Source organism: Saccharopolyspora aridisoli, assembly GCF_004348445.1.
GTDB classification, from domain to species: domain Bacteria; phylum Actinomycetota; class Actinomycetes; order Mycobacteriales; family Pseudonocardiaceae; genus Saccharopolyspora; species Saccharopolyspora aridisoli.
The window spans coordinates 91,729-117,055 of sequence record NZ_SMKV01000002.1 but is presented as its reverse complement, the minus strand read 5'-3'; the positions used below and the strand labels follow the sequence as shown (position 1 = coordinate 117,055).

Below are 25,327 nucleotides of genomic sequence, written 5' to 3'. Positions count from 1 at the left end.
CCGGCGGTTCAGAGTGAGCGGGAGGTTCCCATGCTCACGCCAGCGGCTTGGCGCCGCGCTGGCTGAGCATGGTCTTCATCAGCTCCATCTCGCTTCCTTGGGAACCGAGCATGTTCTTCGCCAGGGCGCGGACCGCGGGGACCGCGGCGTGCGTCGCGCCGTACTCGGCCATCGGAGCTCCACCTTGGTGGTGGCGCAGCATCAGCTGCAGGAAGTAGACGTCGAACTCCGAACCTCGAAGCGAGCCGAGTCGGGAGAGTTCCTCGCTGGTGGCCATGCCAGGCATCAAGGCGCCACCGGACATCGGCATCGGCATCGGGGTGGCGCTGTGCTGGTGGCCACTGGCCCCGGTCATCCACTGCATGACCGGTCCCGTCGCCTGGGCCGGTTGGTTCCAGATCCCCAACCAGCCCTGCATGCGGCCGATCTGGTCGCGCTGGTTGGTCTCGATGTCGAACGCGAGCTGCCGGATGGCGACGTCATCGGCGTGTTCCCGCGCCAGCGTCGCCATGGTCACCGCCTGCTGGTGGTGGACGCTCATGTCCTGCGAGAACCCGACGTCGACCGCCGTGGCCTGGGGCTCCGCGCTGTCGAAGGACGGCACCCGGATCAGCAGTCCGAGCGCCGCCCCCAACAGCAGCAGGGAGAAAGCCGCCACGATGGCGACGATGACCTGCGAAACGCGTCGTGCCTGGGGCAACGGGCTCACTGACCCATTTGGCCGGAGCCGGTGTTCGCGCCCTTGCCGTCCATCGTGACCGCATCCGGGCCGGGCGGGGTCGCGTCGAACTTCGGCGGGTTGTTGGTGTCGAACGCGCCCGGGTACGCCTGGCAGGAGCCGCCGACCTCGGGGTACACGCCGTTGTTGTTCAGGCGCAGCGCGGTGATGAACTGGTCGATCCGCGGGTCGTCGGCGCTGTCGACCTTGAGCTGGTGACCCCAGGACTGCAGCGAGATCGGCTTGTCCAGGCCCGGGTACGGCGACAGCATCGTGTACGGCTTGCCCTGGGCGCGGACCTTGAGGCGGTCCAGGCCGGCCTCGTCGACCTTGTCCGGGTTGTAGGCGATCCAGACCGCGCCGTGCTCCAGCGAGTGGACCATGTTCTCGGTGCGAACCGCCTGCGGGTAGACCACACCGGTGCAGTCGGCCCAGACGCCGTCGTGCGGGCCGCCGAACGGCGGGTTCTTGTCGTAGGCGACGCGCTGGCTCGGGGCGACGTGCTGCTGACCCTTGTAGTCAGCGGTGATCACCCCGGGGATCGTCTTCGACGGGTCCGGGTTCTGCGGCGACGGCTTGAACGCCTCGGTGGCCTTCTCCGCGGCGGCCTGCGCATCGCGCGTCGCGGCCTGGTCGGACCACCGGGTGTAGGCGTACCCGAAGATCACCGCCGCGAACACCGCGACCACCGTCACCCCGGCGACCAGCATCCACGGGACAGATCGTTGGTTCACCACGGCGGCGCCGCGCACCGCTTTGTTCTTAGCCATGCTGCTCGCAAACCTCGTCTCGCCAGAACCGGGGGACAGCGCCCGCCAGTGTAGAGATTGCCCGTGTGGCGGTGTGCCGATAGGCAAGTGCTCGCCACCACACGTTCTCACACACAGACAACGCTTTGATCACGCCCCGTGGTCGCCTCGCGTGCGGCGCGCGATCCGAAGCTGGGTCCAACGGCCCTCACGAGCCCACGGAGGGGCGGCACCCGGCGTCTGAACTGGGTGGAAGGATCCCTAAACTTCATAAGGTGACTCCTGCCGCGCTCGCTGAACTGGTCCGCAACACCGCCGTCGACGTGCTCTCCGCCCGTGGGCTGGACACGTCGGTGCTGCCTGAGGCGGTCACCGTCGAGCGCCCGCGAAACCCGGAGCACGGTGACTACGCGACCAACATCGCGATGCAGGTCGCCAAGAAGGCCGGGGTCACCCCGCGCGACCTCGCCACCTGGCTCGCCGAGGCGTTGACCAGTCAGGACAGCATCGACGTGGCCGACGTGGCCGGTCCCGGCTTCTTGAACCTGCGGCTCGCGCCCGACGCCCAGGCCCAGATCGTGCGCGAGGCGCTGGGCAGCGGCGCCGAGTACGGCAAGGGCGACCTCTACAACGCCTTGAAGGTGAACCTGGAGTTCGTCTCGGCCAACCCGACCGGCCCCATCCACCTCGGCGGCACCCGCTGGGCGGCCGCGGGCGATGCGCTGGGACGGGTACTTTCCGCTCAGGGCGCCGAGGTGACCCGCGAGTACTACTTCAACGACGCCGGTGCGCAGATCGATCGCTTCGTCCGGTCGCTCATCGCCGGGGCCGAGGGCGCGCCCGCGCCGGAAGACGGCTACGGCGGCGGCTACATCGGTGAGATCGCCGACCAGGTCCTCAAGGCGGAGCCGGGTGCGCTGGAGCAGCCCGAGGGTGAGCGGCACGAGACCTTCCGCCGCGTGGGCGTCGGGTTGATGTTCGAAGAGATCAAGCAGAGCCTGAACGACTTCGGCACCGTCTTCGACGTCTACTTCCACGAGGACTCGCTGCACAGCTCCGGCCAGGTCGAGACCTGCGTCGAGCAGCTCAAGGCGTCCGATCACCTCTACTACACCGATGGCGCCTGGTGGCTGCGCTCCACCGAGTACGGCGATGACAAGGACCGGGTCGTCATCAAGAGCGACGGCGCACCGGCCTACATCGCCGGCGACATCGCCTACCTGCGCGACAAGCGGTCGCGAGGCTTCGACCTGTGCATCTACATGCTCGGTGCCGACCACCACGGCTACATCGCCCGGCTCAAAGCCGCCGCCGCAGCGCTCGGTGACGACCCCTCCGTGGTAGAGGTCCTGATCGGCCAGATGGTGAACCTGGTGCGCGACGGCAAACCGGTCCGCATGAGCAAGCGCAACGGCACCGTGGTCACCCTCGAGGACCTCGTCGAGGCCGTGGGTGTCGATGCCGCGCGCTACTCGTTGATCCGCTCCTCGGTGGACTCCGCCGTGGACATCGACCTGGACCTGATCAGCAAGCGCACCAACGAGAACCCGGTCTTCTACGTGCAGTACGCGCACGCCCGGTTGTCGTCGCTGCAGCGCAACGCCACCTCCCTGGGCATCGAGCGGGGATCCGTGGAGAATGCCGACCTGTCGTTGCTCACCCACGAACGTGAGGGCGACCTGATCCGCACCCTGGGCGAGTTCCCCCGCGTGGTGCGCTCGGCCGCCCAGCTGCGCGAACCGCACCGGGTGGCTCGTTACCTGGAGGACGTGGCCAGCGCGTACCACAAGTTCTACGACGCGTGCCGCGTGCTGCAGCCCGGTGACGACCAGGCCAACCCGCTGACCATCGCCCGGCTGCAGCTGTGCGAGGCCACCCGCCAGGTGCTGGCCAACGGTCTGGGCCTGCTCGGCGTGAGCGCGCCGGAACAGATGTAATCGCAGGCGGACGGCTCGCCCTCGACGAGGAGGGTGCCGTGTTGCCTGATTCACCGCCTGTCCAGCGGCAGGCTGCGCGAAGGAGCTTTGTCAACATGCGCGCCCATCCCGCCGGGCCTCGGCACGCCGATGTCGTGCCACCCGGCAACACCGCAGGACCGTCTCCGGCGAGTTCCGGGGAGATCGATCAGCTGCACCCTCAGGTGTGGCCGCGCAACAGCGAGCGCGGCGCTGACGGCGTCGTCCGCGTCGCCGGCCTGGACGTGCGGGAACTCGCAGAGCAGTACGGCACGCCGCTGTTCGTGCTCGACGAGGACGATTTCCGGTCCCGCGCTCGCGACTACGCCCAGGCGTTCGGCGACCCGTCCGCCGTGCACTACGCCTCCAAGGCGTTCCTGTGCACCGAGGTGGCCCGCTGGGTCGCCGAGGAGGGGCTGAGCCTGGATGTGTGCAGCGGCGGCGAGCTCGCCGTGGCGCTGCGCGCGGGTTTCCCGGCTGAGCGCATCACGTTCCACGGCAACAACAAGTCCGTCGCCGAACTGACCGCCGCCGTGGAGGCCGGGGTCGGCTCGGTGGTGCTGGACTCGTTCCACGAGATCGCCCGGCTCGACCACATCGCCACCCAGCGCGGTGCTCGGCAGCGGGTGCTGGTGCGGGTCACCGTCGGCGTCGAGGCGCACACCCACGAGTTCATCGCCACCGCGCACGAGGACCAGAAGTTCGGGTTCTCGCTGGCCGCGGGGCAGGCGGCCGAGGCAGTGGCCCGGGTGCTCAAGGCCGACTCGCTCGAGCTGGCCGGTCTGCACAGCCACATCGGTTCGCAGATCTTCGAGGTGGACGGTTTCGAGCTGGCCGCCCACAGGGTGGTGCGGTTGCTGGCCGAGCTGCGCGAGGAGCACGGCGAGGAAGCGATGGCCTCCGTCGACACCGTCGACCTCGGTGGTGGGCTGGGCATCGCCTACACCCCGGACGACGACCCGATGCCTCCGTCGCAGCTCGCCACGAGGCTGTTCGAAATCGTGGGCAAGGAAGCCGACAACGCCGGTCTTCCGGTTCCCAACATCGCGGTGGAGCCGGGGCGCGCGATCGTCGGCCCGAGCATGATCACCGTCTACGAGGTGGGCACGATCAAGGACGTCGCGCTCGGAGCCGACGTCGAGCGCCGTTACGTCAGCGTTGACGGCGGGATGAGCGACAACATCCGCACGTCGCTCTACGACGCGGTCTACGACAGCAGATTGGTGTCGCGTTCGGCCGAAGCGGAGCCGGTTCTGTCCCGCATCGTGGGCAAGCACTGTGAATCCGGTGACGTAGTGGTGCGCGATTGCTGGCTTCCAGAGGACATTGCTCCGGGAGACCTGCTCGCGGTGGCCGCCACCGGGGCGTACTGCTACGTGATGGCCAGCAACTACAACCGCCTGCCCAAGCCGCCGGTGGTTGCCGTTCGCGCTGGTCAGGCGCGATTGTTGCTGCGCAGGGAGACCGAGGACGACCTGCTCCGGCTGGAGGTGTGAGTGATCCGGGACCGTGAACCGATCAGGGTCGCGCTGTTGGGCTGCGGCACCGTGGGCACTGAGGTGCTGCGGCTGCTGCAGGACCAACCGGAGGAATTCGCGGCGCGCACTGGGGCCCCGATGCTGGTCACCGGCGTCGCGGTGCGGCGCCCGCACAAGCATCCCGAGGTGCCCGAGAACTTGTTGACCACCGATGCCCAGGCGTTGGTGGAGGGTGACGTCGATGTCGTCGTCGAGCTCATCGGCGGCATCGAACCGGCCCGATCGCTGCTGCTCACCGCCTTGCGTTCGGGCAAGTCGGTGGTCACGGCGAACAAGGCCTTGCTGGCCGAGCACGGCTCGGAGCTGTACGCGGCTGCCGACGAGGCGGGCACCGACATCTACTTCGAGGCCGCCGTGGCGGGAGCAATTCCGCTGCTGCGGCCGCTGCGCGAGTCGTTGGCCGGTGACCGGATCAACCGTGTCATGGGCATCGTCAACGGCACGACGAATTACATCCTGTCGGCGATGGACTCAACCGGAGCCGGCTACTCGGAGACCCTCGACGAGGCCGGGCGCTTGGGCTACGCGGAGGCGGACCCGACGGCGGACGTGGACGGCTTCGACGCCGCGGCGAAGGCCGCCATCCTCGCGTCGCTGGCCTTCCACACCCGCGTGACGGCCAGTGATGTGCACCGCGAGGGGATCTCCGCGGTCACTCCGGGAGACATCGCGGCGGCGGCGACCCTCGATCGCACGGTGAAACTGCTGGCGATTTGCGAGCGGGTGATCGACGAGGACGGCACCGAGTCGGTGTCGGCGCGCGTGCACCCGGCGATGATCCCGCGCAGCCACCCGCTGGCCGGTGTGGGCGGGGCGTTCAACGCGGTGTTCGTTGAGGCCGAGGCCGCCGGTCAGCTCATGTTCTACGGGCAGGGCGCCGGGGGTGCTCCGACGGCGAGCGCCGTGCTGGGAGACCTCGTCGCGGTCGCCCGGAACCTGGTCGTCAAGGGCAAGGGGCCGCGGGAGTCCGCGCACGCCCAGTTGCCGGTCCAGCCGATGGGCAAGACCCCGACCCGCTACCACATCAGCCTCGACGTGGCCGACAAACCTGGTGTGCTCTCGCAGGTAGCGGCGACGTTCAACGAGCACGATGTGAGCATTTCGGTGGTGCGTCAGCAGGGCAGAGGTGCGGAGGCCAGCCTCGTGGTGGTCACGCACACCGCCTCCGACGCGGCACTTTCGTCCACAGTGGATAAGATCGCGCAGCTCGAGATCGTGCGCGAAGTGGTCAGCGTGATGCGCGTGGAAGGTGAACCGACGTGACGAACATCCAGAGTGCTCCGACGCGGTCCGGGGCCGGGTGGCCGGGCCTGATCGAGGCCTACCGGGACCGGGTGGAGGTTCCCGATGGGGCGCACGTCGTGACCCTGCAGGAGGGCAACACCCCGCTGGTTCCGGCGCCGTACCTGTCCGAGCAGACGGGGTGCACCGTCTACCTGAAGGTGGAGGGTGCCAACCCGACCGGTTCGTTCAAGGACCGCGGCATGACGGTGGCCATCACCCACGCGCTCGCCGAGGGCAGCAAGGCCGTCATCTGCGCCTCCACCGGCAACACCTCGGCCTCGGCCGCGGCCTACGCCGCCCGCGCGGGGCTGACCTCCGCGGTGCTCGTGCCCCGGGGCAAGATCGCGCTGGGCAAGCTCGCCCAGGCCGTGGTGCACGGCGCCAGGATCCTGCAGGTGCAGGGCAACTTCGACGACTGCCTGGAGCTGGCCCGCAAGACCGCCGCCGAGCACCCGGTCACCCTGGTCAACTCGGTCAACCCGGTCCGCCTGGAGGGTCAGAAGACCGCGTCGTTCGAGATCTGCGACGTGCTGGGACACGCCCCCGACGTCCACTGCCTGCCTGTCGGCAACGCCGGCAACATCACGGCCTACTGGAAGGGATACACCGAGTACCACCGCGACGGGATCACCGACTCGCTGCCGCGGATGTTCGGTTTCCAGGCCGCGGGTGCCGCGCCGCTGGTGCACGGTCAGCCGGTCGCCGAACCCGAGACGATCGCGACCGCGATCCGCGTCGGCAGCCCGGCTTCCTGGGAGGGCGCGGTCAAGGCCAAGGAGGCCTCCGAGGGCCTGTTCTCGGCGGTGACGGACGAGGAGATCCTGAACGCTTACCGGGTCCTCGCGGGCCGGGAGGGTGTGTTCGTCGAGCCCGCGTCGGCGTCGAGCGTGGCCGGTCTGCTGGCCAGCTCGGCCGACGGGCGCCTGCCGAAGGGCTCCGTCGTGGTCTGCACCGTCACCGGTCACGGGTTGAAGGACCCCGACACCGCGCTGGCGGGCATGGTCGAGGTCGAGCCGCTGCCGGTCGATCCGAGCGCGGTCGCCGACGCGCTGGAGTTGCGTTGAGCTCGCTCCCGGTGCGGGCGGTCCGGGTCGAGGTTCCCGCGTCAACGGCGAACCTCGGCTCCGGTTTCGACGCGTTGGGCATGGCGTTGTCCTTGTACGACACGGTCTTCGCGCGCGTGATCGACGGCCCGCCCGGCACCGCGACGGTGTCGGTGGCCGGGCAGGGCGCGGGTCTGCTGCCCGGGGATGAGCGGCACCTCGTCGTCCGGGTCGTGCACGACACCTTGGCGGAACTGGGGATCCAGGACCTGCCTGCGCTCGATCTGCACTGCGAGAACAACATTCCGCACTCGCGGGGTTTGGGTTCTTCCGCGGCGGCGATCGTCGCCGGTATCGCCGTCGCGCACGGTCTGGCGGGAATCGACTTGCGGGCAGCGGAGAACGTCGAGCGCGCGCTGCACCTGGCGGCGGTGCGCGAGGGGCATGCCGACAACGTGGCGGCCAGCATGCTCGGAGATTTCGTGCTCGCTTGGAGGGAATCGGACCGCTTCCGCGCGGCGAGCGTTCCGGCGCATCCGGAGGTGTCGCCAATCGCCTTTGTGCCGCAAGGGGAATCGGCGACCCACGTGACGCGCGGGCTGCTGCCGGAGCGGGTTCCGCACGCCGACGCCGCGTTCGCGGCAGGCCGTGCGGCGCTCGCCGTGCACGCGATCACCCGGGACCCGTCGTTGCTGCTGGCAGCGACCGACGACCGGCTGCACCAGGACTACCGCGAGCCGGCGTGGCCGGAGACCGTCGCGCTGGTGCGCGCGCTGCGAGCCGAGGGGATCGCGGCGGCCGTCTCCGGGGCGGGCCCGACCGTGCTGGCGCTCCCGAGCAAGAGCGCGAACGCCCACGAGGTCGCTTCGAGCGGGTTCACGGCGCTGGACCTTCCGGTCGATCGCAGAGGCGTCCGAACGCACGTCGAGGGCTGATTTCCGCGCGCGGTCATCTCGTGTTGTGCCGCTGTGCCCGAACTGTGCGCCAGGTGGAACAGCGCAGTTCACCGGCCCCGGGCGCGGTGGCTCCGCGAGGAGTGGTAGAAAGGAAGTGTCGCCGACGATCCGGCTGTGCGAGGCGCCGGAGGAAACTAGGCGGACCTGATCTTCGACCACGAGGATCACGCCCGCTTTCGGGGGCCTTCGTTCGCCGAATGTCGACGGCACGATCTGCAAGGGCGCCACAAGCCCGGGGGGTTGTTGCACCCGAACTACGGGGCGTCTACCCTCAAGGTCAATCAGTCACCGCGCCTAGGGCCGGTGCCGTGCCCGGAACATCGTTTTCCGGGGCGCATCTCCCGCTGTGAATTGGACTCCGCCGACACGGGCGAAGATCAACTAAAGCGGGTCTGGCGACCGCGGTGACCGAGGCAGGAGTTGTCAACTCAAAGTGAGTTCGCTTCGGGATCATCGGCGCCAATCCGTTGCCGATGTCGGGGTGGGGGCCTTAAGTTCCACGGTGTGGCCTCCCAAGGTGACCATGACGCCGACCCGGATCCTGAAGTTTCCCGGTTCACCACCGGGGCAATCCGAGAGTCGGGGATTCCTGGAATGAGGCGGCAGGACGTGCATCGGCACGTGTGGATCGGAGTGGATGCGTCGCACATGGACCACGCGAGCCGGGTGCCTCCCACTGCCCGGTGCTGCTGGTTCCCCGAGCCAACGTCGAAGTCGGTAATGCTGCGTCCGAGGGGCGAATCCGACCGGCGAAAGGGCTGGTAGCACATACCGGCCGTCCGCACTCAAACGAGCGGGCGGGCAATCCGCTGGGTCGCGTAGGAGGCGCGGTCCGGTCAGGAAGGACATTCGTGAGCAACACCGAACTGTTGAGCAGCGAGGCCGCCAACGGCACCTCATCTGCTGGCCAGCAGGACGCCGAAACCAACGGCGCTCCGCGGCGACGCGGCGGACTCTCCGGCATGGTTCTTGCCGAGCTGCGCCAACTCGCGGGAGAACTGGGGATCGAGACCGGGGGCCTCCGCAAGGGCGACCTGATCGCCGCGATCAAGGAGAAGCAGGGCGGCGGCAGCACTGCGCCGCGAACCCGCTCGACCGCGAAGAAGGCGCAGGTGCGCAGCGAAGAAGCCCCCGCCAAGGGAAGCCAGCCGACCCTCGACAGCACCAGCGACGAGGGCGACAACGCCTCGCGCGACACCGCGGCCGAGCCGAACAACAACGGCTCCGCCCCCACGCGCACCAGAACCCGGCGGCAGTCCGGCGAAAGTGGCGGTGACGACGACAATCGTCGCGGCAACAGCCGCCGCCGCCGTTCCAGCGGGCGCAACAACGCGGGCACCGAGTCGGGCGGTGCCGACGACCAGCGCGGCGGCGGCAACGCCGAGCGCAAGTCCGAGAACAACCGGCAGGACCGGGACAACAACCGTCAGGACCGGCAGGACCGGGACAACAACCGGCAGGACCGCCAGGACCGGGACAACCGGCAGGACGATGACGACGAGGGTGGTCGCCGGGGCCGAGGTGGCCGTCGCTTCCGCGACCGCCGCCGCAACCGCGGTCGCGGCGAAGGTGGCGAGCCGGAGGTCCGCGAGGACGACGTCCTGCTGCCCGTCGCCGGCATCCTCGACGTGCTGGAGAACTACGCCTTCGTGCGCACCTCCGGCTACCTGGCCGGCCCGAACGACGTCTACGTCTCGCTGTCGCTGGTGCGCAAGTACGGCCTGCGTCGCGGCGACGCGATCAAGGGCGTCATCAAGCAGCCTCGCGAGGGCGAGCAGCAGCGGCAGAAGTTCAACCCGCTGGTGCGGGTGGACTCCATCAACGGCCTGGAGCCGGAAGCGGCCAAGAACCGCTCCGAGTTCCACAAGCTGACGCCGCTGTACCCGAACGAGCGGCTGCGCCTGGAGGCCGAGCCGCAGAACCTGACCGGCCGGATCATCGACCTGGTGATGCCCGTCGGCAAGGGGCAGCGCGCGCTGATCGTCTCGCCGCCCAAGGCCGGTAAGACGATGGTGCTGCAGGCGATCGCCAACGCGATCACCACGAACAACCCCGAGTGCCACCTGATGGTCGTCCTGGCGGACGAGCGTCCGGAAGAGGTCACCGACATGCAGCGCTCGGTCAAGGGGGAGGTCATCGCCTCGACCTTCGACCGCCCGCCGTCGGACCACACCACGGTCGCCGAGCTGTCCATCGAGCGCGCCAAGCGCCTGGTGGAGATGGGCCACGACGTCGTGGTGCTGCTGGACTCGATCACCCGTCTGGGCCGCGCCTACAACCTGGCGGCCCCGGCATCCGGGCGAATCCTGTCCGGTGGTGTCGACTCCACCGCCCTGTACCCGCCGAAGCGGTTCCTGGGTGCGGCTCGCAACATCGAGAACGGCGGCTCGCTGACCATCTTCGCCACGGCGCTGGTGGAGACCGGTTCGACCATGGACACGGTCATCTTCGAGGAGTTCAAGGGCACCGGCAACGCTGAGCTCAAGCTGGACCGCAAGCTCGCCGACAAGCGGCTGTTCCCGGCGGTCGACGTGGACTCCTCCAGCACCCGCAAGGACGAGATCCTGCTGTCCTCCGACGAGCTGGCCGTCACGCACAAGTTGCGCCGGGTGCTCTCCGCCCTCGACGCGCAGCAAGCTCTGGAACTCCTGCAGGACCGGCTGCGCAAGTCGCGCACCAACATCGAGTTCCTGATGCAGGTCGCCAAGACCACCCCGGGCAAGGACGACGACTGATCGTTTCGTCCCCACCCGAGAGAAGGGCCCGCAGCCGAGTGGTGCGGGCCTTTTTCTTCGCTCTGGGAGTGGCAGGGAGGTTCCCGTGCGCAGGTCTGCTCAGTGGAACCGTGACAGGGAGGATCCCATGCACGGCTCGGCTCGGCGGTGCGATGGGAGGTTCCCGTGCTCGCCGGTGGCGAGGCGCTCACGAGGGTAGGTAGTCGGCCTCGTCGCCCGCATCGGCGTTGCGCATCAGCATCGACGCGAGGAGGACCGCTGCGATCGGCCCGATGATCAGGGCGGCGCCGATCGGGATGGTGAGGGCGTCCAGGGCGACCGCGCATGCGACCATCGCCAGGGGGTAGCCGATGCGCAGGCCCAGCCGTTGCCAGCGGAAGCGCCACTGCACCTGGTCGGCGCTGAACAGGGCGAGCCCGGCGGCGAAGCCGAACAGCAGCGGGGCCGACAGCGACAGCTCGCTGCGCAGCGTCGGTGCGCTCTGCAACGCCAGCAGGTCGATCAGCGCGGCGACGCCGGTGGCGCTGCCCAAGAAGAGCAGAGGAAGGGACACCCACGACCGGATCGTGAGTTTCCCCAGCGCAGCGCAGAACAACACGCGCAAATAATGAACGGTGTTCACGGGGTTGTGCATGTCGGGTGCGCGCGGACTCGGCGGGCGGTTGATCTGCTGCGCCGGGCGGTCGCGCTGGTGCGACGAACGGCTCCGGGAATACTGCTCCGAACACCTGCGTTGCAGGTCGCGTGCCGTGGTCTGGCACAATTGAAGGCTGGTTCCGGTCCCGGTTCACCACGCTGCGATGGGCGCGTGGACCCGGCGGCCAAGTTGAGAGGAAAAGCCGTTGAAGAGTGGCATTCACCCCGAGTACGTGGTGACGCAGGTCAACTGCGGTTGTGGCAACAGCTTCACCACCCACAGCACCCGCAAGAGCGGTCAGATCACCGTTGAGGTCTGCTCGAACTGCCACCCGTTCTACACGGGCAAGCAGAAGATCCTGGACACCGGTGGCCGCGTGGCCCGCTTCGAGGCCCGTTACGGCAAGCGCAAGAAGTAGCTGCGCCGACGGCGCCCGCTCTCCGCTCCACGCGTGAGAGCGGGCGCCGTCTTTGCGTGAGGGCCGTCTCGACCGGGGCGGCTTCGTCCCACCACAAAGCCGTCAGGAAAAGGGTCGCCCCGTGGAGACATCGAAGCTCGAAGGTCTGCTCGCCGAGTACGACGATCTGGAGAAGCGGCTGGCCGACCCGAGCGTGCACGTCGACCAGGCGAACGCCCGCAAGCTCGGCCGCCGCTACGCCGAGCTCACACCCATCGTGCGCACCTCGCGCGAGCTGGACGAGATCCGCTCCGACTTGGAGACCGCGCAGGAGCTCGCCCCCGAGGACGAGGGTTTCGCCGAGGAGGCCGACAGGCTCGCCGAGCGCATCCCCGAGCTGGAGGACAAGCTCACCGAGCTGCTTCTGCCACGTGACCCGCACGACGGTTCCGACGTGGTCCTCGAGGTCAAGTCCGGTGAGGGAGGTGAGGAGTCCGCGCTGTTCGCCGGCGACCTGCTGCGCATGTACCTGCGCTTCGCCGAGCGCCGCGGCTGGAAAGCCGAGGTTCTCGACGCCACCGAATCCGATCTCGGCGGCTACAAGGACGCCACTGTCGCGCTCAAGGCCAAGGCCGGAGACAACAGCCCAGACGGCGTGTGGTCGAAGATGAAGTTCGAGGGTGGCGTGCACCGCGTGCAGCGCGTGCCGGTCACCGAGTCCCAGGGACGTGTGCACACCTCCGCGGCCGGTGTCCTGGTCTACCCCGAGCCCGAAGAGGTCGAGGTCGAGGTCGACGAGAAGGACTTGCGCATCGACGTGTACCGGTCCTCCGGGCCGGGTGGGCAGAGCGTGAACACCACGGACTCGGCGGTGCGCATCACCCACCTGCCAACGGGCATCGTGGTGTCCTGCCAGAACGAGAAGTCGCAGCTGCAGAACAAGCTGCGCGCCATCCAGGTGCTCAAGGCCCGGTTGCAGGCGGCAGCGGAGGAAGAGGCCCAGCGCGAGGCGTCGGAGACCCGTCGCAGCCAAGTCCGCACGGTGGACCGCTCGGAGCGCATCCGCACCTACAACTTCCCGGAGAACCGGATCTCGGACCACCGGGTCAACTACAAGGCGTACAACCTCGACCACGTTCTCGACGGCGACCTCGACGCGGTGCTCGACGCGCTGCTCGCTGCCGATCGCAACGAGCGCCTTGCGCTCTAAGCTGATCGACGTGACCCGACAGCCACTGCGCTTGGCAATCCTGGAGGCCGAGCGCACTCTTGCGTCGGCCGGCGTGGGCAGCCCGCGCGCCGACGCCGAGCTGCTCGCCGCGCATCTGCTCGGCGTCGAGCGCACCAAGCTCATGATGGTTCCCCTGGTCGACCCGCCGGTCGTGGAGGCTCTGCAGGAACTGGTGGGCCAGCGCGCCGCGCGGGTCCCTCTGCAGCACCTGACCGGCCGCGCCCACCTGGGCGGCGTGGACCTGGACGTCGGGCCCGGCGTGTTCGTGCCCCGCCCGGAGACCGAGCTGCTGGTCGAGTGGGGCGCCAGTGTCGTGGACGGCGTCGAGCGGCCCACGATCGTCGACCTGTGCTCGGGTTCGGGAGCGCTCGCCCTCGCGTTGGCGCACGCCCGCCCGGACGCGTGCGTGCACGCGGTCGAGAAGGACCCCGTTGCCCTGTCGTGGGCCCGCCGCAACGCCGGTCTGCGGTCGGAGGCGGGGGACACCCCGATCGGCCTCTACTCCGGTGACGTCACCGACCCCATGCTGTTCATGGAGCTGGAGGGCCTGGTCGACCTGGTCGTCTGCAACCCGCCGTACGTCCCGGACGGGACCCCGGTCCCACCGGAGGTCCGCAACCACGACCCGCACGAGGCCGTCTTCGGCGGCCGGGACGGACTCGACGTCGTCCGCCACGTGGTGGCCTGCGCGGCCCGGCTGCTCAAACCGGGGGGCGGCGTGGCGATCGAGCACGACGACACCCACGGTGGCTCGGTGCCCGCGTTGCTGCGCGCCCGCAGGGTCTTGACCGAGGTTCAGGAACACCCGGACCTCGCCGGTCGCCCCCGCTTCGCCACCGCCCGCCGCACCCACCCGGAGTGACAGGGAGGTTCCCTTGCTCGCGATGAGAAGGGCACCTGCCCTCCGAAGAAGGGATTGCCGGTGATGGACAGGGGCCGGTGGTGAGCGGAAGGTTCCCTTGCTCAGGTCGCGGGCTTGTCGCCGGTGCCCTGGGAATCGTCCTCCTCGGGCTTCTCGTCGTCTGCGGAGGCGGTGCCCGAGGACTTCTCCGTCGTTTCCGCGGTTTCGGTTTCCGGCTCTTCGTCTTCGTCCCGGGTCGCAGGTTCTGAGCCGACCTCCATGAAGCGGGTCGGTGCGTCGGTGGTGGCCTTCTTCTCAGCGTCCGCGTCGGCGGGCTCGGCGCTGTGGTCGACAGCCTCCTCCGGGGACTCGGCGTCGTCGGCCTTCTTCTCCGCCGACTCGGTTCTCCCGTCCGGTGTGGCCGTCGATCCGGGTCCCCTCGGTTGCGCGGACTCGGGGGCCTCCGGGGCGTCCTCGGTGGACTCGGACTCGGTGGTGCTGACCGCCCCGACCTTCAGCAGCTTGGTCGGGGAGTCCGCGCCTTCGTCCTCGGCAGCGGGGGCGTTCGCGGCTTCGGCGCCGGTCGAGTCCACCGCCTTCGGGACCTTCAGGCGGTGCGTCGGGGCCTCCGCGCTCTCATCCCGCTTGGCCGGGCCGTTGGACCCCTTCTGCGGGGCGGTCGCCGCGGTGTTGACGGCGTTGACGAACTCGCGCAGCAGCGCGTTGAACTCGGTGGGGCGTTCGCGGTTCGGCCAGTGGCCCGCCTGCGGCATGACACGCAGCTGCGCGCCCGGGATGGCGCCGGCCACTTCCTGGGCGGAGGCGACCGGGATCAGGGCGTCCTCCTCGCCGTGGATCACCGTGACCGGGCAGTCGATCCCGTTGAGCAGGGGCAGGTGGTTGATGGTCATCGAGCGGCGGTTGATCGCGTCGGCGTGCCAGTCTGCGAAGACCGAGCGGCGGACGGCGGCTTCGGCGCTGACCTCGTCGACGATGGACTCCAGGTCCCGCACCGACGAGGCGTCGGCGAGGAACACCCTGTTCAGCGCGAAGCGCACCAGGGAGCGGTTGCTGCGCAGCAACGTGGCGGCCATCCGGCCGCTGAGGCCGGTGCGCATCAGCAGGTAGGTGAGCAGGTGGTGCGGCAAGCGGTGCTGCATCCCGGTGCTGTCGACCAGCGCGAGCGCGCGCACCCGCTGCGGGTGGCGCAGTGTGAAACCGGTCGCGATGCTGCCGCCCATGGACAGGCCGACCAGGGTGGCCTGCGGGATCTTCCAAGCGTCGAGCAGCCAGCGCAGGACCTCTTCGAAGGTGCGCTGGTTGCCTCGTCCGCGCCACTCGGTGCTGCCGCCCTGGCCGGGCAGGTCGGGGGCGTAGACGCGGTGGTCGGCGGCCAGAACGCCGATGGTGTTCCGCCAGCTCAACAGGGCGTTGTCGGGTCCGCCGCCGTGCAGCAGAACGATCGGTGGCCCGTCGGTTCCCGCCTTGTAGTAGCGGACCTTGCCGGCCGGGAATTCGATCTGGTCGACCTCGACACCCTGGGGTGGGGCGGTCATCAGTGTTCTCCTCATTTCCGTGCTTCGTCGGTGCCCGTGTCCGGCAGACGCGTGGGAGGCCGGGCGCGTTTCGTGTTCACGGCCACACCCGAATTGATCTCGGGCCGATGCCCCGGTGTTACTCGTCAGGATCCTCCTAGATGGTGATCTGCTGCACCACCTGAAGGGGTCTCGGCGTGGCGTGCCAGGATGCGAGGAGTGAGCACCGTTTTTGACTGCAGCAGTCCGGACAAGCGCAAGGCGGGATTGGCCGCCGCGGCGAACGCGGTCCGCGCCGGTGGGCTCGTCGTGCTGCCGACCGACACGGTTTACGGCATCGGCGCAGACGCCTTCGACTCCGAGGCCGTGCGTTCGCTCCTGGCGGCGAAGGGACGGGGCCCGGACATGCCCGTTCCGGTGTTGGTGGGGTCCTGGTCCACTGTGGATGGGCTGGTGATGTCGGTTCCGGAGCAGGCGCGCGCCCTCATCGAGGCCTTCTGGCCGGGCGGGCTGTCCCTGGTGCTGCCGCAGGCACCGTCACTGAACTGGAACCTGGGCGAAACCCGGGGCACCGTGAACTTGCGGATGCCGCTGCACCCGGTCGCACTGGACCTGTTGCGCGAGGTCGGCCCGATGGCCGTCTCCAGCGCCAACCACACCGGTCAGCCGCCTGCCACCAACGCTGAGGAAGCCGAGGCGCAGCTGGGCGACCGCGTGCAGGTGTACCTCGACGGTGGTCCTTCGGGGGAGCCGGTGGCCTCGACCATCGTCGATCTCACGCAGGGAACTCCTCGGGTGCTGCGCGACGGTGCTGTGAGCAGGGCGGAGTTGTCCGACGTGCTGGGCGTGGAGATCGAGGCGGACCGGTGAGAAGTCCCGGCACCGGGATCGATAGCGTTACACCGGAAACAACGCGGACCAGCCGTCCCTGTCGGGGCGGGCGGCGGTCTCGCCGCTCGGGCGCGGTGCGCCGCGGCGACGCCGTTGAGGGGCCACGATTCTCAAGCGATGAGGAGCGCCGGGTTTGATTACTCCGTCCTGGGGGCTGAACTTCGACTTCGCGCCGCAGCGCGGGTGAGCCACCGGTATGGACTACGCACCTTTCGCCCCGGTCGGACTGCCCGCTCGTGAGTACCTGCTGGTCATGCTCACGGCGGCGGTCACCACCTTCCTGCTGACCGGCCTGGTCCGGTTGCTGGCGGTCCGGGTGGGCGCGGTCGCCTACCCGCGGGTCCGCGACGTGCACCTCAAGCCGATGCCGCGGATGGGCGGCGTGGCGATGTACGGCGGTGTGCTGGCCGCGACGTTCCTGGCCGCGAACCTGCCTGCCCTGTCGCGCGGCTTCGCCTATTCCAAGGACTCGCTGGCGGTGCTCATCGCCGGCGGTCTGATCGTGCTGGTGGGTGCGCTCGACGACCGGTTCGAGCTGGATTCGCTGACGAAGCTGGCCGGGCAGGTCACCGCGGCCGGCATCCTGGTGCTCTCCGGTGTGCAGTGGTTCGTGTTCTGGGTGCCGTGGGGTGGCACGGATGGGCACGTCGGTCAGCTGCTGGTGCTGGGCAGCAACCAGGGGCAGCTGCTGACGGTGCTGCTGGTCGTGGCCATGATCAACGCGATGAACTTCGTCGACGGGCTGGACGGTCTGGCCTCGGGCATCGGCTTGATCTCCGCGGCCGCGACCTTCGTGTTCTGCCTGAGCGTGCTGGACCGGCAGAACGGCGACGTCAACGCCTACCCGCCCGCGCTGATCGCGGCGGCCATCGCCGGTGCCTGCCTGGGCTTCCTGCCGCACAACTTCCAGCCCGCGAAGATCTTCATGGGCGACTCCGGGTCGATGTTGATCGGCCTGATGTTGGCGACGGCGAGCACCTCGGCCTCGGGCCGGATCATCTACACCGGTTCCGGGCCGGGCGACACGATCGCGCTGCTCTCGCCGCTGCTGGTGGTCGCGGCGGTGCTGTTCGTCCCGCTGCTGGACCTGATCATGGCGGTGGTGCGGCGGACGAAGGCCGGCAAGAGCCCGTTCCACGCCGACAAGATGCACCTGCACCACAGGCTGCTGGAAATCGGGCACTCGCAGCGCCGCGCGGTGCTGCTGATGTACCTGTGGGCGGCGGTGATCGCCTTCGGTGCGGTGTCGTTGACGCTGTTCAACACCTGGGTGGTCGGCTGGGTCGTGGGCTTGACGGTGCTGCTGGCCGCTATCATCTCGTTGATTCCGCGCATGCGAACCCGAGCCGATCGAGAGTCCTGATGAGCGAAGCGTCCGAGCCCGCCACCGGTGAGCAGGCCGAGCCGGAGAACCCGCACGCCGAGGTCGTGCGCAGGTTGGCCACGGCGATGCTGCGCACCGCCGTGTGGCCGGGTGTGGCCACTGTGGGTCTCGGGGCGATCGTGGCGACTGTCCTGGTCGGGGTTCCCGGGTTGGTGGGAGCGCTGATCGGCGGGTTCGTGGCCTTCGGGTCCTCGCTGCTGACCATCTGGCTGATGCGGTTCTCCGGAGGCATGAACCCGCAATTTGTGATGGTCATCGCACTCGGTGGTTATGTCGGCAAGATGTTGGTGCTGCTGGTGGTGATGACGTTGCTGGGAGGCATCGACGTCATCCACCGGGAGTCGCTGGCGTTCACGATGCTGGCCACGGTGATGGTGTGGGCGGGGGCTGAAGTGGTGGCCTTCAAGCGCACCAAGATCCCGACCATCGTCCCGAGCAACTGAACCGTTCTCACGACGCGAACCGAATCTGACGGACGGGTGAAATCGAGGTGTAGCCGACCAGCATGTCGGTAGCCTACTTACCCGCTGGTAAGGTCTGGATCGAAAGCCTTCCCTGCACAGCGGGTTGAAGGGCACCAGAAGGTCGGCCTTCAGACACCACTGGGTGGGGAGGGCCCCTCCGCGTGCCGGATCGCGTATCAGGTACGTTAAGTGCAAAACGTGACGATTCCCCCGGAAGAGTGAAGTTCGGCCGGGAGAACCGGAAGGAGCCCAGTTGGGCGCGCTGATGCTGGCCGAAGGCGGAACATTCCAGCCGCCGGGCGCCGATAGCTTTTTCCTCCCGCCGATCGCCGGCGGAGTCACCAAGCCGATGGTTCTCGTCGTGGCTTCGGCGATCATCGTGGGCGCCTACTTCCTGATCGCCACCCGAAACCTCAAGCTGGTTCCGGGCAAGGGTCAGTTCGTGGCCGAGTTCGCCTACGAGTTCAGCCGGAACAAGATTGCCCGGGAGCAGATCGGTGCCAAGGACTTCCGTCCTTTCGTGCCGCTGATCTTCGCGCTGTTCACGTTCGTACTGGTGAACAACCTCTTCGGGATCATCCCGCTCATCCAGTTCCCCACGATGTCCAAGATCGGTTTCCCGATCGCGCTGGCCGCCGTGGTCTACGTGGTGTTCCACGGGGTGGGCTTCGCCCGGCACGGCTTCCTGGGTTACTTCAAGCACATCATGTTCCCGCCCGGGGTTCCGAAGCCGATCTACCTCCTGCTGGCGCCGATCGAGTTCCTGCAGAAGTTCGTCGCGCAGCCGGCCGCTCTGGCGGTCCGAGTGTTCGCCGCGATGTTCGCCGGACACCTCATCCTGCTGGTGTTCACGCTCGGCGGTGAGTACCTGCTCCTCGAGGCGAGCGTGGCGTTCAAGCCCATCTCCGTGGTGGCATTCGCCTTCGCTATCGCCCTGACCTTTGTCGAAGCCCTGATTCAGGTGCTTCAGGCCTACATCTTCGCCCTGCTGACCGCCAACTTCATCGGCGCAGCGCTGGCCGAAGGCCACTGAGGGCCTGACACAAATAAAAACCGGGCGACGACAAAGACTTTCCGATCCGAAAAAGGACCTGTCGATCCGCCCAGATAAAGCGGACCGAGTGAAAGGTAGTGAAAGTGAGCAACATCGTTCTCGCGCAGGCCGCTGAGGCTGCGGGCAGCATCAACCCCGGTCTCGCCGCGATCGGCTACGGCCTCGGCGCCGTCGGCCCGGGCATCGGCGTTGGTCTGATCTGGGCCGCTGTCATCAACGGCACCGCCCGCCAGCCGGAGGCCCAGGGCCAGCTGCAGGGCATCGCCTGGATCTCCTTCGTCCTGGTCGAGGTGCTGGCGCTGATCGGTCTGGTCGTCTACTTCATCGCGTCGGCTGCCTGATCATCTGACGGCTCAACGCGTTGGGAGACGTTGTGGTGAAGACCCAGATGCTGCTCGCCGCTGAAGGCGAGCACAACCCGATCGTCCCGGAGCCCGCGGAGATCGTGGTCGGTCTCGTCGCGTTCGGGCTGCTGCTGTTCGTGCTCTGGAAGTACGCGGTCCCGCGCTTCGAGAAGATCTACGCGGAGCGCAGCGAGCGGATCGAGGGCGGGATCGCGAAGGCCGAGGCCGCGCAGGCCGAGGCACAGCGGACCCTGGAGCAGTACAAGTCGCAGCTGGCCGAGGCCCGTGCCGAGGCCGCACGCATTCGCGACGACGCCCGTGCCGAGGGACAGCAGATCCTGGAGGAGATGCGCGCTCAGGCTCAGACCGAGTCGGACCGCATCGTCAGCCAGGGCCAGTCCCAGCTGGCGCACCAGCGGGCTCAGATCGTCGCCGAACTGCGTTCCGACCTGGGACGTCAGGCTGTCGACCTGGCCAGCCGGGTGGTCGGCGAGTCCCTGGAGGACGAGGCGCGTCGTCGCGGCACCGTTGACCGGTTCCTCGACGAGCTGGACGCGACCTCGGCCCCGGCCGAGTCGGCCAAGCCCTGAACCTAGTGAAAGGCGCTGAGAGTTGAGCACCCTCGTGAACGCCGCGAGCCGTGAGGCAATGGCAGCGAGTCAGCTGCAATTGCTGCAGGCCACTGACGGGGCTCAGGCTGCGGAGATCACCGGGCTCGCCGACGAGCTGTTCGGCGTGGCCGCTCTGCTGGGCCGCGAGTCCACGCTCCGGCGGGCGCTCGCCGACGCCTCCACCGACGCGCAGTCCAGGGAGAACCTGGCCCGCGGGTTGCTGGAGCCCAAGGTCGGCGCCCGGGCGCTGCCGGTGATCGTCGAAGCCGTCCGCGCACGCTGGTCCAGTCCGAGTGACCTGGTCGGCGGGCTCGAGCAGCTCGCACGCACCGCGCTGCTGGTGCAGGCCGAGCGGGCAGGACGCCTCGACGCGGTCGAGGACGAGCTGTTCCGGCTGGGCCGCATCATCGGCTCCGAAGTGGACCTGGAGCGCTTGCTGTCGGATCCCTCCGGGGAACCGGCCAGCAAGACCGCCGTGCTGGATCGGCTCATCGAGGGCAAGGTCGAACCGGTGACCCTCGAACTGGTCCGGCAGCTCGTGGCCCGGCCGCGTGGCCGGCGGGTCAGCGAGGGGCTGGAAGAGCTGGCCGAGCTGTCGGCGAAGCGCCGGGAACGCTCGGTGGCGCACATCCGTTCCGCGTTCCCGCTCAGCGCGGAACAGCAGGACCGGTTGTCGCGCACCCTGCAGCGGATCTACGCCCGTCCCATCGCTCTGCACCTGGAGATCGATCCCGGTGTCGAGGGCGGGCTGCTGATCAAGGTCGGTGACGAGGTCATCGACGGCAGCGTGACGGGACGCCTGCAGACGCTGCGGCGCGACCTGGCCGACTGATGCCGACACCGCGCCCCGGCTTGAAACCGAGCCGGGCGCGCGGTGCGCAACACCAACTCCCTTCCAAGAACTAACCGAGGGCAGGAACGAGACATGGCGGAGCTGACGATCTCGTCGGACGAGATCCGCAGTGCGATCGAGAATTACGTCTCCAGCTACTCCCCGGAGGTCAGCCGCGAGGAGGTCGGGGTCGTCACCGATACCGGTGACGGCATCGCCCATGTCGAGGGCCTGCCTTCGGTGATGACCGAGGAACTGCTGGAGTTCCCCGGCGGCATCTACGGTGTCGCGATGAACCTCGAGGCTCAGGAGATCGGCGCGGTCATCCTGGGTGAGTCCGAGAAGATCGAGGAAGGCCAGGAGGTCAAGCGGACCGGCAAGGTCCTGTCGACCCCCGTTGGCGACAACTTCCTCGGTCGCGTGGTGAACCCGCTGGGTGAGCCCATCGACGGCCTCGGCGAGATCGACGCCGAGGAGCAGCGCCCGCTCGAACTGCAGGCCGCCACGGTCGTGCAGCGGCAGGGCGTCGGCGAGCCGATGCAGACCGGTATCAAGGCCATCGACTCGATGACCCCGGTCGGCCGCGGTCAGCGCCAGCTGATCATCGGTGACCGCAAGACCGGCAAGACCACGGTCGCGGTCGACACGATCATCAACCAGAAGCAGAACTGGGCGTCGGGCGACCCGACCAAGCAGGTCCGCTGCATCTACGTCGCGATCGGCCAGAAGGGCTCCACGATCGCCGGTGTGAAGCGGTCCCTCGAGGACGCCGGCGCGATGGACTACACGACCATCGTCGCGGCCCCGGCCTCGGACTCCCCGGGTCTGAAGTGGCTGGCCCCCTACACCGGTTCGGCCATCGGTCAGCACTGGATGTACCAGGGCAAGCACGTCCTGATCATCTTCGACGACCTCACCAAGCAGGCCGAGGCCTACCGTGCGCTCTCGCTGCTGCTGCGTCGCCCGCCGGGCCGCGAGGCCTACCCGGGTGACGTCTTCTACCTGCACTCGCGTCTGCTGGAGCGCTGCGCGAAGCTGTCGGACGAGCTGGGCGCGGGTTCGATGACGGGTCTGCCGATCATCGAGACCAAGGCCAACGACGTGTCGGCCTACATCCCGACCAACGTCATCTCGATCACCGACGGTCAGTGCTTCCTGCAGTCGGACATGTTCAACGCCGGTCAGCGCCCGGCCATCGACGTCGGCATCTCGGTGTCCCGTGTCGGTGGTTCCGCGCAGATCAAGGCGATGAAGAGCGTCACCGGTTCGCTGCGTCTGGACCTGGCCCAGTACCGCGAGCTGGAGGCCTTCTCGGCCTTCGCCTCCGACCTGGACGCCGCTTCCAAGGCCCAGCTGGACCGCGGTGCCCGCCTGATGGAGATCCTCAAGCAGGGGCAGGGCGAGCCGCTTCCGGTCGAGGAAGAGGTCGTGTCGCTCTACGTCTCCACCAAGGGTCACCTCGACTCGGTCGCGATCGCTGACGTGCGCCGCTTCGAGAGCGAGTTCCTCGCTCACATGCGTCGCTCGCACGAGACCACGCTCAAGGACATCGTCGAGACCGGCAAGCTGTCGGCCGACGGCGAGAAGGTCATCGTGGACGCGATCGAGGAGTTCAAGAAGAGCTTCACCGGTTCGGCCGGCTCCGCCGCGCCGAGCGGCCCGGACGCCGAGGCTCTGGCCGCCGACGAGGTCGGGCAGGAGACCGTGAAGGTCGCCAAGCCCGCCCCGAAGGAGTGACCAGGTAAGCCATGGCCAACCTTCGGGAACTCCGGGATCGCATCCGGTCGGTGAAATCGACCCGGAAGATCACCAAGGCGCAGGAGCTGATCGCTACCTCGCGCATCACCAAGGCGCAGGCCAGGGTCGCTGCCTCGCGGCCGTACGCCGACGAGATCACCAACGTCCTGTCCGCGCTGGCTGACGTGAGCACGTTGGACCACCCGCTGCTGACCGAGCGCACCAACCCCAAGCGGGCTGGTGTGCTGGTCGTGACCAGTGACCGGGGTTTCTGCGGCGGCTACAACGCCAACGTCATCAAGGCCGCCGAGGAGCTGCAGTCGCTGCTCCGCGAGCAGGGCAAGCAGCCGGTCCTCTACGTCGTCGGCCGCAAGGGCGAATCGTACTACCGGTTCCGGCAGCGCGAGATCGAGGCGAGCTGGTCCGGTTTCAGCGACCGGCCCGACTACGCCGACGCCTCCGAGGTCGGCGAGACCCTGGTCAAGGCGTTCCTGGCGGGTGCTGACGACTACCTCGACGACGGTGGTACGGACGGTAAGCTGGGTGTGGACGAGCTCCACCTGGTCAGCACCGACTTCGTGTCGATGCTCACCCAGAAGCCGACGGTCCGGCGGATCGCTCCGCTGGAGGTCGAGTACACGGACGAGCGCAAGCTCAAGCCCGTCTACGAGTTCGAGCCGGACGCCGAGACCCTGTTCTCCGCCCTGCTGCCGAAGTACATCAAGACCCGCCTGTTCGCGGGCCTGCTGGACGCGGCGGCGTCGGAGCACGCGGCTCGCCGGACGGCCATGAAGTCGGCGACGGACAATGCGGACGAGTTGATCCGCAACCTGAGCCGCGAGGCCAACCAGGCCCGCCAGGCCCAGATCACCCAGGAAATCAGCGAGATCGTCGGCGGTGTCGAGGCGCTCTCGTCCGCAGGAAGTGAGTGACATGACTGCTGCTACTGCCACCAGCACTGGCACGGGCCGCGTCGTCCGGGTGCTCGGCCCGGTCGTGGACGTCGAGTTCCCGCGTGACCAGGTGCCGGACCTGAACAACGCTCTGACCGCCGAGATCACGGCGGAGAGCATGGCCAAGACGCTGACGCTCGAGGTCGCCCAGCACCTGGGCGACAGCGTCGTGCGCACGGTCTCCATGCAGCCCACCCAGGGCCTCGTCCGCGGCGTGAACGTCGTGGACAGCGGCTCGGCGATCTCCGTCCCGGTCGGCGACAAGGTCAAGGGCCACGTGTGGAACGCACTGGGCCACTGCCTGGACGAGCCGGGCTACGGCTCGGACGCCGAGCGCTGGGAGATCCACCGCAAGGCCCCGGCCTTCGACCAGCTCGAGGGCAAGACCGAGGTGCTGGAGACCGGCATCAAGGTGATCGACCTGCTCACCCCGTACGTGCAGGGTGGCAAGATCGGTCTGTTCGGTGGTGCCGGTGTCGGCAAGACCGTTCTGATCCAGGAGATGATCCGCCGAGTCGCCAAGAACTTCGGTGGTACCTCGGTGTTCGCCGGTGTCGGCGAGCGCACCCGTGAGGGCAACGACCTCTGGGTGGAGATGGACGAGTCCGGCGTTCTGGCCGACACCGCGCTGGTGTTCGGTCAGATGGACGAGCCGCCGGGCACCCGTATGCGCGTGGCGCTGTCCGCTCTGACGATGGCGGAGTACTTCCGCGACGTCCAGAACCAGGACGTCCTGCTGTTCATCGACAACATCTTCCGGTTCACCCAGGCCGGCCAGGAGGTCTCAACCCTGCTGGGCCGCATGCCTTCGGCCGTGGGTTACCAGCCGACGCTGGCCGACGAGATGGGTGAGCTGCAGGAGCGGATCACGTCCACGCGTGGTCGTTCGATCACCTCGATGCAGGCGATCTACGTGCCGGCGGACGACTACACCGACCCGGCCCCGGCGACGACCTTCGCCCACCTGGACGCGACGACGGAGCTCTCCCGTCCGATCTCCCAGATGGGCATCTACCCGGCGGTCGACCCGCTGACCTCCAGCTCCACCATCCTCGACCCGTCGGTCGTGGGTGACGAGCACTACCGCGTGGCCCAGGAGGTCAAGCGGATCCTGCAGAAGTACAAGGAGCTGCAGGACATCATCGCCATCCTCGGTATGGACGAGCTGTCCGAAGAGGACAAGGTGACGGTGCAGCGGGCGCGTCGCATCCAGCGCTACCTGTCGCAGAACTTCTTCGTCGCGAAGCAGTTCACCGGCCAGGAGGGCTCCTTCGTCTCGGTGAAGGAGACCATCGAGGCCTTCGACAAGCTGTGCAAGGGCGACTTCGACCACTACCCGGAGCAGGCGTTCCTGTCCATCGGTGGTCTCGACGACCTCGAGCAGGCGTACAAGAAGCTCACCGAGCAGTGATCTGCTGCCCCGCTTGCAAGCCTGGCG

General features: G+C 68.4%; 23 protein-coding genes. 19 read left to right on the top strand and 4 right to left on the bottom strand.

Annotated elements, in window-relative coordinates; translation table 11 throughout:
* Positions 1 to 34 precede the first annotated feature (34 nt).
* Both E1161_RS02025 and E1161_RS02020 read right to left on the bottom strand, forming a co-directional pair.
* Entirely contained in the window at positions 35 to 658 is a 624-nt protein-coding gene (locus E1161_RS02025) for a DUF305 domain-containing protein (protein ID WP_235874716.1), read from the bottom strand.
* Positions 659 to 705: 47 nt separating this feature from the next.
* On the bottom strand, positions 706 to 1,488 hold the full coding sequence (locus E1161_RS02020) for a DUF3105 domain-containing protein (RefSeq protein ID WP_132618921.1): 783 nt from the start codon (positions 1,486 to 1,488) through the stop codon (positions 706 to 708).
* A 254-nt stretch (positions 1,489 to 1,742) separates the two neighbouring features.
* Here E1161_RS02020 and argS point away from each other — a divergent pair, with 254 nt between their 5' ends.
* From argS to rho, 6 genes are all read left to right on the top strand, one after another.
* Positions 1,743 to 3,404, top strand: coding sequence for an arginine--tRNA ligase (gene argS, locus E1161_RS02015; protein WP_132618919.1), 1,662 nt, complete (start codon positions 1,743 to 1,745; stop codon positions 3,402 to 3,404).
* 95 nt (positions 3,405 to 3,499) lie between these two features.
* Positions 3,500 to 4,918 carry a diaminopimelate decarboxylase gene (gene lysA / locus E1161_RS02010; protein ID WP_132618917.1) on the top strand — a complete coding sequence of 473 codons (1,419 nt, stop codon included), beginning with the start codon at positions 3,500 to 3,502 and terminating at the stop codon, positions 4,916 to 4,918.
* On the top strand, positions 4,919 to 6,223 hold the full coding sequence (locus tag E1161_RS02005) for a homoserine dehydrogenase (RefSeq protein WP_132618915.1): 1,305 nt from the start codon (positions 4,919 to 4,921) through the stop codon (positions 6,221 to 6,223).
* On the top strand, positions 6,220 to 7,308 hold the full coding sequence (thrC, locus tag E1161_RS02000) for a threonine synthase (protein WP_207920054.1): 1,089 nt from the start codon (positions 6,220 to 6,222) through the stop codon (positions 7,306 to 7,308). The genes E1161_RS02005 and thrC overlap by 4 nt, the downstream gene beginning before the upstream one ends.
* Positions 7,305 to 8,222, top strand: coding sequence for a homoserine kinase (gene thrB, locus E1161_RS01995; RefSeq protein ID WP_132618913.1), 918 nt, complete (start codon positions 7,305 to 7,307; stop codon positions 8,220 to 8,222). The genes thrC and thrB overlap by 4 nt, the downstream gene beginning before the upstream one ends.
* An 872-nt stretch (positions 8,223 to 9,094) precedes the next feature.
* Positions 9,095 to 10,978 carry a transcription termination factor Rho gene (rho, locus tag E1161_RS01990; protein ID WP_132618911.1) on the top strand — a complete coding sequence of 628 codons (1,884 nt, stop codon included), beginning with the start codon at positions 9,095 to 9,097 and terminating at the stop codon, positions 10,976 to 10,978.
* 187 nt (positions 10,979 to 11,165) lie between these two features.
* Here rho and E1161_RS01985 read toward each other — a convergent pair whose 3' ends face one another.
* Entirely contained in the window at positions 11,166 to 11,531 is a 366-nt protein-coding gene (locus tag E1161_RS01985) for a hypothetical protein (protein ID WP_235874715.1), read from the bottom strand.
* A gap of 289 nt (positions 11,532 to 11,820) precedes the next feature.
* Here E1161_RS01985 and rpmE point away from each other — a divergent pair, with 289 nt between their 5' ends.
* The 3 genes from rpmE (at position 11,821) to prmC (ending at position 14,105) form a co-directional block, all read left to right on the top strand.
* Complete coding sequence (gene rpmE, locus E1161_RS01980) at positions 11,821 to 12,033, top strand: 50S ribosomal protein L31 (RefSeq protein ID WP_093413636.1); 213 nt, start codon at positions 11,821 to 11,823, stop codon at positions 12,031 to 12,033.
* A 121-nt stretch (positions 12,034 to 12,154) separates the two neighbouring features.
* Entirely contained in the window at positions 12,155 to 13,222 is a 1,068-nt protein-coding gene (gene prfA / locus E1161_RS01975) for a peptide chain release factor 1 (protein WP_132618907.1), read from the top strand.
* A 10-nt stretch (positions 13,223 to 13,232) separates the two neighbouring features.
* Positions 13,233 to 14,105, top strand: coding sequence for a peptide chain release factor N(5)-glutamine methyltransferase (prmC, locus tag E1161_RS01970; protein ID WP_132618905.1), 873 nt, complete (start codon positions 13,233 to 13,235; stop codon positions 14,103 to 14,105).
* A gap of 101 nt (positions 14,106 to 14,206) precedes the next feature.
* Here prmC and E1161_RS01965 read toward each other — a convergent pair whose 3' ends face one another.
* Positions 14,207 to 15,640, bottom strand: a complete 1,434-nt coding sequence (locus E1161_RS01965; RefSeq protein WP_132618903.1) for an alpha/beta fold hydrolase — start codon at positions 15,638 to 15,640, stop codon at positions 14,207 to 14,209.
* Positions 15,641 to 15,838: 198 nt separating this feature from the next.
* On the opposite strand from E1161_RS01965, the gene E1161_RS01960 reads away from it, so the two are divergent.
* The 10 genes from E1161_RS01960 to atpD all read left to right on the top strand — a co-directional run bounded on the left by E1161_RS01960 (position 15,839) and on the right by atpD (position 25,300).
* Complete coding sequence (locus E1161_RS01960; protein ID WP_132618901.1) at positions 15,839 to 16,489, top strand: L-threonylcarbamoyladenylate synthase; 651 nt, start codon at positions 15,839 to 15,841, stop codon at positions 16,487 to 16,489.
* A 217-nt stretch (positions 16,490 to 16,706) separates the two neighbouring features.
* The gene (locus E1161_RS01955; RefSeq protein ID WP_132618899.1) at positions 16,707 to 17,873 is read left to right on the top strand and encodes a glycosyltransferase family 4 protein; all 1,167 of its coding nucleotides are present in this window, start codon (positions 16,707 to 16,709) and stop codon (positions 17,871 to 17,873) included.
* Complete coding sequence (locus tag E1161_RS01950) at positions 17,873 to 18,337, top strand: hypothetical protein (protein WP_132618897.1); 465 nt, start codon at positions 17,873 to 17,875, stop codon at positions 18,335 to 18,337. The genes E1161_RS01955 and E1161_RS01950 overlap by 1 nt, the downstream gene beginning before the upstream one ends.
* A gap of 274 nt (positions 18,338 to 18,611) precedes the next feature.
* Positions 18,612 to 19,391, top strand: coding sequence for a F0F1 ATP synthase subunit A (gene atpB, locus E1161_RS01945; RefSeq protein ID WP_132618895.1), 780 nt, complete (start codon positions 18,612 to 18,614; stop codon positions 19,389 to 19,391).
* 104 nt (positions 19,392 to 19,495) lie between these two features.
* On the top strand, positions 19,496 to 19,753 hold the full coding sequence (locus E1161_RS01940) for an ATP synthase subunit c family protein (RefSeq protein ID WP_029534827.1): 258 nt from the start codon (positions 19,496 to 19,498) through the stop codon (positions 19,751 to 19,753).
* 35 nt (positions 19,754 to 19,788) lie between these two features.
* Positions 19,789 to 20,346, top strand: a complete 558-nt coding sequence (locus tag E1161_RS01935; protein WP_132619202.1) for a F0F1 ATP synthase subunit B — start codon at positions 19,789 to 19,791, stop codon at positions 20,344 to 20,346.
* 22 nt (positions 20,347 to 20,368) lie between these two features.
* Positions 20,369 to 21,199 carry a F0F1 ATP synthase subunit delta gene (locus tag E1161_RS01930; protein WP_132618893.1) on the top strand — a complete coding sequence of 277 codons (831 nt, stop codon included), beginning with the start codon at positions 20,369 to 20,371 and terminating at the stop codon, positions 21,197 to 21,199.
* A gap of 93 nt (positions 21,200 to 21,292) precedes the next feature.
* On the top strand, positions 21,293 to 22,936 hold the full coding sequence (gene atpA / locus E1161_RS01925) for a F0F1 ATP synthase subunit alpha (protein WP_132618891.1): 1,644 nt from the start codon (positions 21,293 to 21,295) through the stop codon (positions 22,934 to 22,936).
* Between the two features lie 11 nt (positions 22,937 to 22,947).
* On the top strand, positions 22,948 to 23,868 hold the full coding sequence (locus E1161_RS01920) for a F0F1 ATP synthase subunit gamma (protein WP_132618889.1): 921 nt from the start codon (positions 22,948 to 22,950) through the stop codon (positions 23,866 to 23,868).
* A 1-nt stretch (position 23,869) separates the two neighbouring features.
* Positions 23,870 to 25,300 (top strand): F0F1 ATP synthase subunit beta, encoded by a 1,431-nt coding sequence (atpD, locus tag E1161_RS01915; RefSeq protein WP_132618887.1) that lies wholly within the window; start codon positions 23,870 to 23,872, stop codon positions 25,298 to 25,300.
* Positions 25,301 to 25,327: the final 27 nt, after the last annotated feature.